The sequence below is a fragment of the Burkholderia sp. MR1-5-21 genome, from assembly GCF_053427715.1.
This window is the reverse complement of record NZ_JBSAXD010000062.1, coordinates 1-13,492: the sequence shown is the minus strand read 5'-3', so window position 1 is coordinate 13,492 and position 13,492 is coordinate 1. Positions and strand designations below refer to the sequence as shown.

Genomic DNA, 13,492 nt, shown 5'->3' with positions numbered 1-13,492 from the left:
GGGTTGGTGAAATAAATTTAAAAGCCCCCGTGCGCTGCCGCGCACGGGGGCTTTTATGTAGATGAAGCCAATCTCGCGACACCTGCCGAGGGCATTCACACATGCACGTAAATTCGACTCTATATATAGGAACCCGTTCATGGGATGAAGGTGAAGCGCACTGTCGAGTATCATGCCGCGATCGAACCACGCACAACGACCGACGATGGACAGCACCGCCCAATCCGACGAAGCCGACCTCCGCGCCGAATACACGGCACTGCGCCAGCGCGCCACGATGCTGGAGGAACAGGTCCCGACTCTCCTGCAACGCATTTCAGACGTGTTGCCTCGCATCGGTGGCCAATCCGAGCAGGCAGACGATTATCGGGAATGGCTGGTCGGCGCGCGAAACGCGGCCATGGCGTCCATCGAAAACTATCAGCAGGCGATCCCTTTCCTGCAGACGGCCGAATCGATCATCGAGCAGCTCGACAAGACGCCGGTACGCGACGAAGACGCGGAATGGCGCGACGCGTTGCTGCAGCGCCTGGACGAGCTGATCGACGTGGCCGCCTTCATGGTCGACGACGCAGAGGCAAGTTACGAACAAGCGCAGGATCCTGATCCCGCAGACGTGCCCCCATCCCTCCTCGACAATTGAACTGCCGGGCGTGCCGCTGCAACATAGTGAGCGGACTTCACTTTGCAAGCGGCACCCACTACCCGCGCCGGCTATACGGCAACACGTCTCCAGCATCGCAGTCTCAGCGACTTCAACGGGAAGGCATGACTGCTTCAGCTTGCCCTTGCCGATGCGACGGCACGAATGGTCCGGTACAGTTTCGCCGCTCGCCACATATATCGACGCGCCTCCCGTAAAAGCTCACCTTCCTCACGCCTGGGCATCGCGCCGATTCAAAAACGAGATCCGGACTCGCACGGTACGCCGTCCCGGAACACAACTGCCTTCAACATGCCGGCCAGTGCTGGCCGCTGCGCATCAACAGACACGAACAGACCGAATCGACGCCATCGCGCGCGCCTGCTCGGACCAAGCTACGTCGCAATACGACCGGCACTCGCGCTCGCCATCGGCACTCGTATGAATCCGCCCTCCGCATCGCCATAAGCGCACGCGCGTCCATCGAGCACGAACTGCGCCGTCAACGCGCAGAGCGCGGCGTCTCGTGCATCGACGGAAGTCAGCGTCGCGACGTCAATTCCCAGGCTGGCCAGCAATTGCTTGCGCTGCACGCGCTTCTGCTTCGCGGACGCAACGTCCTTGCCCAACAGTGCGCATGTGATCGCATGCGGATAGGTCTCGAAACTCACGCGCCCGCCGGCATAGCCGGGCGCACTCAGAAGCGGATACGCATCGGCCAGCGCGCGATAGACCCGCTCCCCGGTGAACATCCAGTCGTAGAAGCCCGTCGTATTGGCAAGCGCCCGTTCCCGCGCCGGCGTCGAGAACAACGAAATCCGCTCGCGCACCAGCGCAAGTTCGGCCGGCCGGTGACCGTCGCCCGCCCACCATCGGCTCGGCGAATCGACGCCCACGGCCACGACATCATGTTCGAGACACAGCGGGAGCAGCGCCTCCGGCGCGACCCGCTCGGCGCGATACAGGATCGCCGTGCCCCTCAGGATCACGAGATCGCATTGCTTCCTGTTTCCGCCGACATCGACGCCCGCGACGGCCTGCATCGCCGATGCCGCAGCCCCTAGGTGCGCGGCGCCGGACGCCGTCCGCTTCGCCGGCATGGTTAGGCCGACGGCCGCGCGTCGTACGCGGCATCGAAGATCGCCTCGAGCCCGGGATGCACGCCACGCATGCGATCGACGACTGACTTGGCCCAGTCGAAGTACGCCTGCTTCCGTTCGAGCGGCCAGTCCGCAGGCGGATGGTGTGCGATGTCGCGCAGGTTGCAGATCTTGTCGGCGAGCTTCACGAGCTTCGCTCGACGGCTGATCTGCGCCGCATGTTCGATCTGGAGACGCTTGCGCTCGTCTTTCGGCAGCGACTTGTCGTCCGTCACCTCCATCACGATGTCCGCGACATCCTTGCCGAACAGGCGCAGCAGCTCCTGCTCGGTCGTCTCCGTGTCCTCGACGGTGTCGTGCAGCACCGCGGCGACGATCACGCGCTCGTCCTCGATGCCGGCCTCGTTGGCCAGCACGTCGGCAAGCGCGATCGGATGGTTGATGTACGGAGACGCGTCGCCGTCCTTGCGTCGCTGATTGCGATGCCTGTCCGCCGCGAACGCAATGGCTGCTACCAGCTTGTTCATGATTCTCCCCTGAGTGGCCGGCCCCGCCGGTCCGGCGGTCCGGCCAGCCGTGCACCAGCCCATTCTCGCAGATGCCGCATACGCGGCGATGACGGCCCGCCCGCACGTGCCACCGCACCCGTGCGGCCGGAACGTCACCCGCCCGAAGCTACGCGACAGCCGGCTCCCGCTGCAGCGCGACAACATTGACCTGTTCGCCGAACACGTCCTTCACCATCGGCAGCAGATGATCGTGGTGCGTGAGGAACAGCACCTGCGTCCGCGTGGACAGGTCTCGCAGCGCCTCGAGCCCCGCCCGCGATCGCGCGTCGTCGAAATTGATGAACAGGTCGTCGGCGACGAACGGCAGCGCCATCCGGTTCGCGAGCTGCAATTCGAGCGCCGCGATACGCAACGCCAGGAACAACTGGTCGCGCGTGCCCTCGCTCATTCCGGTCACGTCGACCGCCGTGCCTTTCGTGCGCCGCGCGGAAAGCGCGGGCGGCGTTCTTTCGGTATCGACCGTGAGCCGCGCGAACTCGCCGAGCGTCAGCCCCGCAAAGATTTCTCCCGCGCGCCTGAGCATCGGCCCCTGCTTCTGGTCGCGATAGCGGTCCGTCGCCCACTTCAGCAGCCGGCTCGCGGTCGCCGCCTCGAGATACTGTTCGGCGGCATCGCCCATCGATGCCAGCGCTTCCTGCCGTTTCGCCTCGGCCACGGCCGCGCTCGCCTGGCCGCTGATCGCGCCGAATGCCTGCTCGGCCACCACCTGCGTCTGCGCGCATTCGTTCAGCCGCTTGCCGACGTCGCCCAGCTCCTGCTTCACCGACTCGAGGCGCGCGGGCACCTCGGCGATATCCTGCTCCGCGACCTCGGCCTCGATCGCCTGCTGCGACAGACCGTCACCGTCCCGGACGAGCGCCTCCTGCGCCGCGCCGATCGCCTTCAGCAATTCGCGCCGCCGATCGGAACGCTCGGCAAGCGGCAGCGCCGCATCGACCGAATCCACGCCGGCCAGCTGAAGAAGCGGCTGTATCCGCGCGTCCGCGCCCGCGACCGTCGCAACCGCGTCCGCCACCTTGCCCTCCGCATGCCGGATCGCGTCGTCGGCACGTTCGATCGCTCTCGCGGTTTCCTTCGCGGCCGACAGACGCACCGTCAGCCGGCGCGCCACGTCGAGCCAGTCACCGGCCGTCAGCCACGCGGGATCGAGCGCTTCGGCAAGCCGGCGCGCGCCGGACTCAAGCGCGGCGAGATCGGCACGCATCGCGGCCATCCGGTTCCGCGGTGCATCCGCTTCGGCGAGCTCCGCCGCAACCGCGTTCGCCAGTTCGACCGCACCTTCCGCCGCGGCGAGCGTCACGGCGCTCGCGGTGAGTTTCGCGTCTGCCAGCGCGTCGCGCCATTGCACTTGCCACGCGTCGTAGGCCGCCTGCGCGTGATCGACCTTCAGTTGCGCGCCCGCGCATCCACGTTCCGCCTGCCGCGCCTGGTCCTCGAGCGAGCCCTTCTGCGCAATCGATTTTTCCGCCGACTGCACGAACGAGTCGGCCGTGACGACCAGCGCCGCAAGCCCGTCGGCTTCGTTCCCGCGCGAGACCGTTCGCAACGCGGCCAGCAGTGCCGCCTGCGCCCCGGCGCGCGCAGTGCGCGTCTCGTCGAACTCGTGCTGCAGGCGTGCGAATGTCGCTTGCGCGGTCATCACCGCGTCGCGCTTTGCCAGCCAGTCGTTCATGTCGGCAAGCGGCATGCCCGGCACGCCGGCTGCCGCCGCGAGTTGCGCCCACGCGTCACGGCCGGCGGACAGCTCGCGCTCGCGTTCGCTCAATGCGGCCTGCCTGCGCGTCAGGTTCGCGCGGGCCGATTCGACCTGCTGACGCAGCGACTGCAGCGTCGCCGCCGCCTGCGTGGTGCCGAGCCGGGAGTCGACGAGCTCGTCCGCGAGGCGAATCGCATCGTCGACGGCAGGCGCGCCGGCTTCGACACTGACGGTCCCGCGCTTGACGTCGCTCCACGCATCGTCGCGGCGCGCACGCGCAGACAGCACGTCCGCGGTCGTCACGACCTTGTTGTTCTCGGTGAAATGCTTTTCCTGCAGCTCGAGCCGCTCGAGTTCTTCCCGCGCGTTCTCCAGCGCTTCGCGCGCCGCGGCGACCATGCTCGCCCGCTCGCTGTCCTCTTGCAGCAACGCGGCCAATCTGGACGCGGACGGCAGATCGAGCGTGCGCAGCACTTCCACAGGCCGGCGCCATTGTCCAAGTCCGTCGAGCGCGTCCTGCAACGCACGCCCGGCAGCCACGACTTCGCGTTCGAGCGCCTGCTCCCGCTGCCCGCTACTCCTGAATCCCTGTGCGTCGGCAAGCGCTGATCGGAGTGCTTCCGGCACGTCGACGGTCGACAGCGTGTCGAGCCGATCGCCCAGCTGCGCGTGCTCGCGCGCCTTTTCCTCGAGTGCGTCGCGCGCGCCGATCAACGCCTGATGCAATGCACCATGGTCGCGCAGCTGGTTGGTGACCGTCTTCAGCGACAGCGCCTTCGGCAGTGCGGCGCGCAGCGCCGTTTCGTCCGCCGGCCAGCCGAGCTGGGCGGCCGCACCGAACGCGGCCGACAGGTGACGTTCGACTTCCGCCTCGCGCAACAGCAGGTCCTGCGGATGGTTCGCGCACGCGCTGCGCAGCGTGTCGAGCGCGTCGATGTCGCCCGCGAGCGCCAGCGCGTCGACGTCCGCGTCGATCGCGTCGCGCGCCTGCCGCTTGCCGGCCAGATCCGCGCGCCGCTCCTCCAGCACCTTTTGCTCCGCCGCGAGATCGCCCTGCGCCTTCAGCAGATCCGCATAGGCCGTCGGCGGCATGTCGACGACGTTGCCGAGCTCGGCCAGTGCGGCCTCCTTGACCGTCAGCTCCTTCAGATACGGCGCGAGCCGCCGCACGCGCTCGAGCTTCGAGCGCAGCGATTCGAGCCGGCGCTGTTCGGCCCGCAAGCGCTCGATTTCCTGCTCGACCGCTTCGCACGCGTCCTTGCGCTCGACCCAGTCGCGCGTGCGAACCTGCACCGCCTTCAGTTCGCCCACCGCTTCATTGAACGCCGCCTCGGCCAACGCAAACGCGCTGCCGCTGCGCCGCGGCGCCCACAGTTCGCCCGAGCGCGTTTCGAGCTCCTCGCGCACGGGCCCGAGACTGCCGACGCCGGCCGCCGATTCGAACAGCACCTGGCCGAGCTTGTCCGATGCGTCGAGAATGCTCCTGCCGCCTTCGACGAGCCGCCCGTGATCGAGCCCGAACATCTGCTCGAAGAATTCCTTGCTCGCGCCGTCGAGGACGGCCGCCAGGTAATCGTCCGGCAGCTTCTCGTCGGCGGGCGTGCGCAGCGGACTGCGGCCGCGCGCGCGATGGAACGCGAGCTCGCCGCCACTGCTCTGCAGCACACCGCCGATCCGCAGCTCCGGCGTGCTGTGCAGGAAATCGAGCGGCGTCTGCAGCTTCATGCCGAACAGCAGTTCCGATACGGCCGTGCGGATCGTGGACTTGCCGGCTTCGTTCGGGCCGACGATCACGTGGAAATCGTTCACCGCCTGCGGAAACCGCAGCGTTTCGTCGGTGAATTTGCCGTACTTGATCAGATCGAGTTGCTTGATGCGCATCGCTCATTCTCCCCGGGCCAGACGCGCCAGCAGCGCGGGGCCGACCTGCTGCACCAGTGCCGTCAGCTCGCCGGACCTGACGAGCCCGAGCAGCGGCGCCTCCTCCTTCACCTCGCTGCGCACCTTTCCGACGAACGGTCGCAGGTCGCGCTCGAGCAGCGCGAGGAACTCGGGATCGTGCGCCGCCGCCGCGAGGATCTGCTTCAGGTCTTCCAGCGCTTCGAGCTGCTCGCTCGCACCGTCCGACACGTCCATGGCGGACGTCGCGAGCTTGACCTTCTCGAGCCAGAGCCGCTCGTTGCCGATGATGCCGATCTGGTTCAGCACTTCCGCGCGCAACTGCGTCGCGCGTCCGAAGAAGAGACCATGCGCAGGCGTCTGCCCGGTCACCGTCACGCGCACCGCGCGCGGCACGTGGCCGTCGACCGACAGCAGCGCTTCGAGCGACTGGCCGATCTTGCGCGACAGGTCCGCGACCGACGCGCAGTCGGACGCATCGACCGACACGGCTTCCCAGCGCAGCACGTCCAGATACAGACGCTCGACGTGCGTGTGCCCGTTCTCGACGTTGACGATGACGGCGCCGCGCCGCCCGGTCTCGCGGATATGCCGGCCCTGCAGGTTCCCCGGAAACACGATCGTGGACCGCTCCGACCATTGCTGGAATTCGTGGACGTGGCCGAGCGCCCAGTAGTCGTAGCCTTTCGCGTGCAGCTCCGCGAGCGTGCACGGCGCATAGCTCGCGTGGGCCGCATAGCCTTCGAGCGCGGTATGCAGCACGCCGATGTTGTAGTGGCCGGGCACCGGCTCCGGATAGCCGAGCACGAGGTTGTCGACGATCGCCTTGTCCTTGAAGCTCTGTCCGTGCAGCGCGACGTTGAATTCGGGCAGCACGTGGACTTCCGGCTTGCGGTGACTGAAGACCGTGACGTTGTCCGGCAGCGTCAGCTTCTTCGTCATCTCGCTCTCGGCGTCGTGGTTGCCCCACAAAACGAACGCGCGGATGCCCGCCTTGCGCAGACGCCCCATCTGCTGGCTGAAGAAGATGCCGGTGTTGTGGTCCTTCCAGTCGCCGTCGTACAGATCGCCGGCGATCACGAGAAAGGCCACCTCTTCGTCGATCGCGCGGTCGACGAGCTGCCGCAGCGCCTCGCGCGACGCATTGCGAAGCTGCGCGGCCGGCGCATCGGGATAGGCACTCAGGCCATGCAGCGGGCTGTCAAGGTGTATGTCTGCCGCGTGGATGAACTTCACGACGATTCCTCAAATACGTATCGGGTAGGGCGCAGGAGATGCCGGCGGACGGCCGCCGGGCCGAGCGATGCGCGCGGCGGCGGCACGCTTCGGACCCGCGAAACCGCCAGCCGCAGCAGCCGGGTCGTCCGGGCGGCAACTCCGGAACCGGTAAATTGTAGTGGTCAATGCGCAGCATCGGTCGCCATTGAACGGCGACAGTGTAGAGCCTTTCCGGTCGACGACCTCCCCCGACGCGTGGAGGCCTCGAGACGGACCCGCCGCGCGCGTTCCGCGCGAATGCTTCGCGCCACCGTAGCCAGTCAGCCCGTCACTCTCCGCGCGGCACGGGCGGCGGCGCAAAGCGCGTGTCGTTGCCCGGGAACGGATTCGCATTGCGGCGCAGCGCGTCCTCGTCCGACACCTTCTGCGCAAACAGCGCAACGCCGATCACGCCGACGTTCGCGGAGTCGCCGTATGCCGAGTTCGCCACATAGCTGTCAGGCACCGCTGCGAAGCGGAACGCCGCGACTTCGTCCCGGCTCTTGCGGAACCCTTCGATCGTCAGCGTGCGGCCCGGATCGAGCACGTATCCGCCGCGGTTGTAGCTGCCGGGGCGTCCGGACAGCACGTCGAGCCCGTCGACCGTCGAGACCACCTCGTACGCGCGGGCGCCCTGGTTGCGCAGCACGATCGAGTAGCGCGAACCTTCGACCCCCGCCATGTGCCAGCGGCCACTGCTGCGCGCGACAGGCATCGGTTTGCCGCGCTCGTCCGCGAACGACAGCACGACGTCGCCGCTCGCGAGCGCGACGCGCGTCGGCAGCTTGCGCACCACCGCCGCCGCAGGACGGCCCGGCAGCGCATCGTTGTAGTAGACGGACACGACGTCGGTCGGCGTCGTCGGATTCGCGCGCTCGAACGCGACTTCGCGCGTCTCGGACCGCACCGACTCTCCCCACGCGGTGCCGAGCCCGTGGCGCACGCCGGCGTCCGGCGCCGGAGACGGAGGAGGAGGGGGAGGGGGAGGCGGAGCACAGGCGGCAAGCCAGAGCGCGCACACGAGCGCGAGAAGCCGGAACAGGATGGTCATGATCGTGAAGCCTCGGAATGTTATCGGGCCACGCCGGACGTGCCGGTGCGGCATGTTGGTGTCGTGCGTCGTCACGAAGTCGTTCAAACGTGCCGGCTTCCCGTCAACCGGAGTCGCGATGCAGGCCCCGATCGCGGCAGGCCTCGCTATTTAAGCATGGCGCGCGCGTCGGACTCGAGCGCCGCCTCGCACGTCCATAAGATTTTCTTTCAACTCATGAAAAAACTCCTCGTTTGTCCGGCGTCGGCAAACGGCGGATAGTCCTGCATCGGCGATGCCTGCCCATCTCGTCATTCAACCGTCAGACATCGAAGGATTCGGCACATGCCATTCATCGCAAGACGCTTCATCGCGACATTCTTCGCTGCCGTGTGCGCAGCGACATCAGTCAGCCACGCGGCCGACGTTCCTCAAGACCGGATCGGCGACACCGTCAGCCGGACCATCGCACCGTCGATGGCGACGTACCGCATTCCCGGCATGGCGATCGGCATCGTTGCCGACGGCAGGCCCTACGTGTTCGACTACGGCGTGATGTCGACGGAAACCGGAAAACCGGTGACCGGCGACACGCTGTTTGAAATCGGCTCCGTCAGCAAGACCTTGACCGCGACACTCGCGTCGTATGCCGAAGTGCGCGGCGACCTGTTGCTGTCGGATCCGGCGGGCAAGTACCTGCCCGCGCTGCAGGGCAGCCCGTTCGGCAACGTGCGCCTCGTCGATCTGGGCACGCACACCGCCGGCGGCCTTCCGTTGCAGGTGCCGGACGACATCCGCGACAACGATCAACTGATCCGGTATCTGAACACATGGCGGCCCGCTTACGCACCCGGCACGCGTCGAACCTACTCGAACGTCGGCATCGGCACGCTCGGCATGATCGCAGCGAAAACCATCGGCCGGGATTTCACGACGCTGATGGAACGGCAGTTGTTCCCCGCGCTCGGCATGACGCACAGCTACATCGACGTGCCCGAAACCAGCATGGCGGACTATGCGCAGGGCTACACGAAGGACGGCGCGCCCATCCGGATGACGCCCGGCATGCTGTCGCAGGAGGCATACGGCGTCAGGACGACAGCCGCCGATCTGCTTCGTTTCGTGCAGGCGAACATGGCGCTGATCGATCCGGGCCGCGACGTCCGGCGCGCGATCCTGCGTACGCACACGGGCTATTTTCAGGCGGGACCGATGACCCAGGATCTGATTTGGGAGCAATACCCGTACCCCGCGACGCTGGCGACACTGCTGGACGGGAACGCGCCGAAGATGATCTTCGATGCGACGCCGACGACCGGCATCACGCCGCCCCGGACGCCGCTGCAGGACGTCTGGATCAACAAGACCGGCTCGACAAACGGCTTCAGCACATACGTCGCGTTCATTCCCGAAAAGCGGCCGGGGATCGTGATGCTCGCGAACAGGAACTTCCCGATCGAGGACAGGGTACGCGCCGCGTACCGGATTCTGATGTCGATTGCCGACGGGCGGCAATGACCATCGCGCCCACACACGACGCGGCGGCGCCCGTCGCACCACGAGCGCCGCACGCGGACCGCATCACGGCGTGAACGTATCGCCGAGCACGACGCCTTCCCGGCGCGGATCCGTACCGCCCTGCAGCACCGGCTGCTGGTTGACCTGCACGCGCATCACCGTGTTGACCCCGCTCGTCTGCGCCGACGTGGACACCTTGTGACCGAGCGCGATCAGCCCCGAGATCAGCGGATCGTTCGCGCCATTGTTCGCAGTGTTGACGTTCGGATGCTCGCCGCCGATCGTGGTCGTCGGGCTGTTGCTCGCGCCGAAGTCCACCAGCCCGGCGGATTGCTGCGCGTCGAGTCCCCAGTCCAGCGTGCCGACGAGCGTCTTCACCACGTATTGCGGAATCGTGCCGCCGCCCGGCGAACCCGTCGCCATCACGAAATCGCCTTTCGATCCGTCCGCGGCGATCCGGAACACCATCGTCGGCGCCATCGAACTCCGCGGCCGCTTGCCGGGCTGCAGCCGATTCGCGACCGGATTGCCGGCGCTGTCGGTCGGATTCGCGGAGAAATCCGTCAGCTGGTTGTTCAGCAGGAAGCCGTGCGTCATGTGGAATGATCCCATGCTCGACTCGACGGTCGTCGTCGCGGTAAGCACGTTGCCGTCGCCGTCGACGATCGTGAACTGGTTCGTGCCGTGCTCGATCAGCGTGGTGTCGACGCCGAGCGGCACCGCGCCGAGATTGCCGGGCTGCGCGGTTCCCATGCTGTGGTTGACGTCGATCAGTGCGGCACGCGCCTTCAGATACGGCTTGTTGAGCAGCGTATCCCAGGTGCCGCCGGGCAGCGGCACGAAGTCGGTATCGGCCACGTACTTGTCGCGGTCCGCATACGCGAGCCGTTCGGCCTCGGTCACCAGATGCACGCCGGCGACCGTCGGCTTGCCGCCTTCGAGGTCGATCGCCGTCGGCTTCATCGACTTCAGATCGAAGTTCTCGAGGATGCCGAGCGCGGACGCAACCGCGATGCCGCCCGACGACGGCGGCGGCATGCCGCAGACCCAGTAGGTCCGGTAGGTCGTGCAGACCGGCTCGCGGCGCTTCGCCTGGTACGCGCCAAGATCGGCCACCGTCGTCTTGCCCGGCGTGATCGTCGAGCCGTCGGCGCCCTTCGCCGTCGCGATCTTCGCGACGATGTCCTGCGCGATCGGCCCCGTGTACAGCGCGTTCGCGCCGGTTTGCGCCATCAACGTCAGCGTCTGCGCGTAGGCCGGATTCTTCAGCACCGTGCCGAGCGCCTTCGGCGATCCGTCCGCATTCAGGAAGTACGCGGCAGCCTCGGGGTCACGCTTCAGGTTCGACGCATTCGCGACGATCGCGTCGGCGAGGCGGCCGCCGATCGGGAATCCGTTCGACGCGAGCGAGATCGCGTCGCCGAACAGATCCTTCCACGCCAGTTTCCCGTGATCCTGCTGCAGCGCCTCGATCAGCCGCGGGACGCCGATCGTGCCGATCGAGCGGCCGCTCGCGCGCGCGTTCGGCTGCGGCGCCGAATGATCGCTCTGGTCGTCGACGTAGCGCAGGTAGTTCTCGGTGGCCGCGGCCGGCGCCGTCTCGCGGCCGTCGTATGCCTGGACCGTCTTCGTCCGCGCGTCGTAGTAGAGCAGCACGCCACCCGACCCGAGGCCGGTCGCTTCGGGCACGGTGAGCCCGAGCACCGCCTGGACGGCCACCGCCGCATCGGCCGCGGTGCCGCCCTTCTTCAGCACCGCGCAGCCGGCCGCGCTCGCGTATGCATTCGAGGTCGCCACCATGTACGTCTTCGCGTAGACGGGCTTCAACCCGGTGCGATAACCCGACGACGGTTCCGGCAGCGACGGATCGCCGGGCTGGCTGGAACCCACCACGACCGTCGAACCGCTGTTGTCGACCGCGAGACAGCTCACGTCCTGCACAGGCTGCGTGACATTGCCCTGGTCGTTGTCGATGTCGCCCCCGCATGCCGTCATCAAGGTGGCAGCAAGGAGCACGGATGCATACGGGAATATCGCGTGTTTATTCATTGAATTTTTTCGCTTTGATCAGTCGTTGCGTGACCCGGGGAATTGCCCGCACCGCTCTCTACCGGCAGGCAATGCGGTCGATATTCCCATGAAGCGATTTTTTTTCGCAATCGGGAATTATCGGCGGGTTCGACGCAATATCAGAATCGATCGAAATGCGTGCGATTTCAGCCGGCGAGCCCGCCGCGTCTGCATATCCGTTCACTACGAAGCGCGACGACGCCTGCCCGCGGTGTTGCCGCACGCGCCCCGCGCGAACGGGCGCTCCATCGCGTCGATGCGCTCGCCGAGCACTTGCAGGAATATGCTCATCGCGATCGTAGCAATTGCATCGACACAGGTCAGGCCACTTCTTTTCAAGGACGGCGAATAATGCACTGCTCCGGGCCTGCGAGGAGCGGAATGCTTCCGGCAGCGCTTTCGTATGTAATCCAGACATCATTCGATTGACCAGCGCGGAAAGGATGTCGAGCCGAATCGATCAGCCTTTCGGTCAAGACATGGTGATCGTCTTGCCCCGGCTTTCCAATGTGCATCCACAGGTTGCGCGATGTCCGTGCAATGCCACCGGGCTGCCGCCGACCATACCCGATTCGTCGCCCTCGGAAATAGTCTGCGTGCCAGGCTCGTTGCACTCCACCGTGTCGCCTTTACGAGCGACCGGTTTGCCTTCCACGATGTCGGCGTTCGAACCTGTCGCGACAAAACCACCGTGCGGAGTCAGCGCGTCCCCCACCACAATGACCTGACGAACCATTGTTCTTTTCCTTAGTTGAGTGCGGCGGTATGCCCGGCGTTTTTATAGACCTATCGCGCGAATGCCTGGTATGCCGGTCTCGGCATTCGGGTTGCCCAGATACTTCCATTGCACGTCTTCCGACGCGATGTCGATGAAGCGATCACAGGGGTGAGGAAAAGACGCGCCCTGTTCGACAAAGGCCTGCTGGTCCCAGCGGTTGTACAGCACAGCCGCCGGGTGATCACTGGCAACGCTGCCTTCCCAGATGCCGGCTTGCGGGCAACGTTGTTTTCCATTGCAGCGAACGGGCGCGATGGGCGCGGCAACCTCACGTATGAATCCTGAATCAATCATGTGTTTCAGGAAATCGCTCCGCTGCGGGGGCAACACATGCGCCTCGCCGAGATAGTGCCATTGCACCTGGTCGGCGGTGATCCAGTCGAAAGGCGACGCTTCGAAACGTTCGCCTGCCTGATAACGCTCAGGAGTGTTCTTTCTGGCTGGAGGCAATTGAGCCTTGTCAGCCGATGCTGGACCATAGAGTGCCAACCAGTAGCCATCGCGAGGCACGATCTGGTTGCCTGCAACCGCGATCGTGCTTTCCGACAGCGGGGACACGCCATATCCGTACGGGACAAATTCGCGGCCTTGCAAGGAGGCACCCTTCTGCGGTGCGGGCGGCAACGTCACAGCCTTGGCGGCGTCGATCAGGCTCTGCACATTGCCGTCCCATTTTGGCAATGGTGCTGGAGGAAGCGGCAGCACCTTGTCGAGGTTCGGCAATTTCAGGCGCCCCTGATAAAACTCGAGTGCATCACCGAGTTTGCTGTAACGCTGAGCGCGTGCCTTATCGATGTGGCCCACGAGGTTGGTGCCGTCAGCAAGGTTGAGGCCGTCGAACTCAGGAGCCAAGCTGTTCGCGCATTTTGCGCTTCCAAGTTTTACCCCTTCGTGCATGTATGGACCCAACGCCTTTTGCAAGCTTCTTTTTC

At 66.0% G+C, this 13,492-nt stretch carries 11 protein-coding genes; 2 read left to right on the top strand and 9 right to left on the bottom strand.

Translation table 11 applies throughout. The features are described 5' to 3' along the window. On the bottom strand, positions 1–216 hold a 216-nt coding region (locus tag ACV229_RS39990), incomplete at its 3' end, for a hypothetical protein (protein ID WP_448088562.1). Between ACV229_RS39990 and ACV229_RS39985 the strand changes: the two genes are divergently transcribed. Then, positions 206–643: an ATPase gene (locus ACV229_RS39985; protein WP_448088561.1), complete on the top strand. Its 438-nt coding sequence runs from the start codon at positions 206–208 to the stop codon at positions 641–643. The two genes, ACV229_RS39990 and ACV229_RS39985, sit on opposite strands and share 11 nt — an antisense overlap. Positions 644–1,038: 395 nt before the next feature. Here the strand turns inward: ACV229_RS39985 and ACV229_RS39980 are convergent, their stop codons facing one another. From ACV229_RS39980 to ACV229_RS39960, 5 genes are all read right to left on the bottom strand, one after another. Next, entirely contained in the window at positions 1,039–1,686 is a 648-nt protein-coding gene (locus tag ACV229_RS39980) for a DUF429 domain-containing protein (protein WP_448088560.1), read from the bottom strand. Positions 1,687–1,745: 59 nt separating this feature from the next. Further along, positions 1,746–2,270, bottom strand: a complete 525-nt coding sequence (locus tag ACV229_RS39975) for an HD domain-containing protein (protein WP_448088559.1) — start codon at positions 2,268–2,270, stop codon at positions 1,746–1,748. 148 nt (positions 2,271–2,418) lie between these two features. After that, positions 2,419–5,889 (bottom strand): AAA family ATPase, encoded by a 3,471-nt coding sequence (locus tag ACV229_RS39970; protein ID WP_448088558.1) that lies wholly within the window; start codon positions 5,887–5,889, stop codon positions 2,419–2,421. A 3-nt stretch (positions 5,890–5,892) separates the two neighbouring features. Further along, positions 5,893–7,143 (bottom strand): metallophosphoesterase family protein, encoded by a 1,251-nt coding sequence (locus ACV229_RS39965; RefSeq protein ID WP_448088557.1) that lies wholly within the window; start codon positions 7,141–7,143, stop codon positions 5,893–5,895. Between the two features lie 310 nt (positions 7,144–7,453). After that, positions 7,454–8,215 carry a hypothetical protein gene (locus ACV229_RS39960; RefSeq protein ID WP_448088556.1) on the bottom strand — a complete coding sequence of 254 codons (762 nt, stop codon included), beginning with the start codon at positions 8,213–8,215 and terminating at the stop codon, positions 7,454–7,456. 324 nt (positions 8,216–8,539) lie between these two features. Between ACV229_RS39960 and ampC the strand changes: the two genes are divergently transcribed. Then, the gene (gene ampC, locus ACV229_RS39955) at positions 8,540–9,712 is read left to right on the top strand and encodes a class C beta-lactamase (RefSeq protein WP_448088555.1); all 1,173 of its coding nucleotides are present in this window, start codon (positions 8,540–8,542) and stop codon (positions 9,710–9,712) included. 63 nt (positions 9,713–9,775) lie between these two features. Here ampC and ACV229_RS39950 read toward each other — a convergent pair whose 3' ends face one another. From ACV229_RS39950 to ACV229_RS39940, 3 genes are all read right to left on the bottom strand, one after another. Then, positions 9,776–11,761 (bottom strand): gamma-glutamyltransferase family protein, encoded by a 1,986-nt coding sequence (locus ACV229_RS39950; protein WP_448088554.1) that lies wholly within the window; start codon positions 11,759–11,761, stop codon positions 9,776–9,778. 493 nt (positions 11,762–12,254) lie between these two features. After that, the gene (locus ACV229_RS39945) at positions 12,255–12,518 is read right to left on the bottom strand and encodes a PAAR domain-containing protein (protein ID WP_448088553.1); all 264 of its coding nucleotides are present in this window, start codon (positions 12,516–12,518) and stop codon (positions 12,255–12,257) included. 42 nt (positions 12,519–12,560) lie between these two features. Next, positions 12,561–13,492: DUF6396 domain-containing protein (locus ACV229_RS39940; protein WP_448088552.1), on the bottom strand; the 932-nt coding region annotated here is incomplete at its 5' end.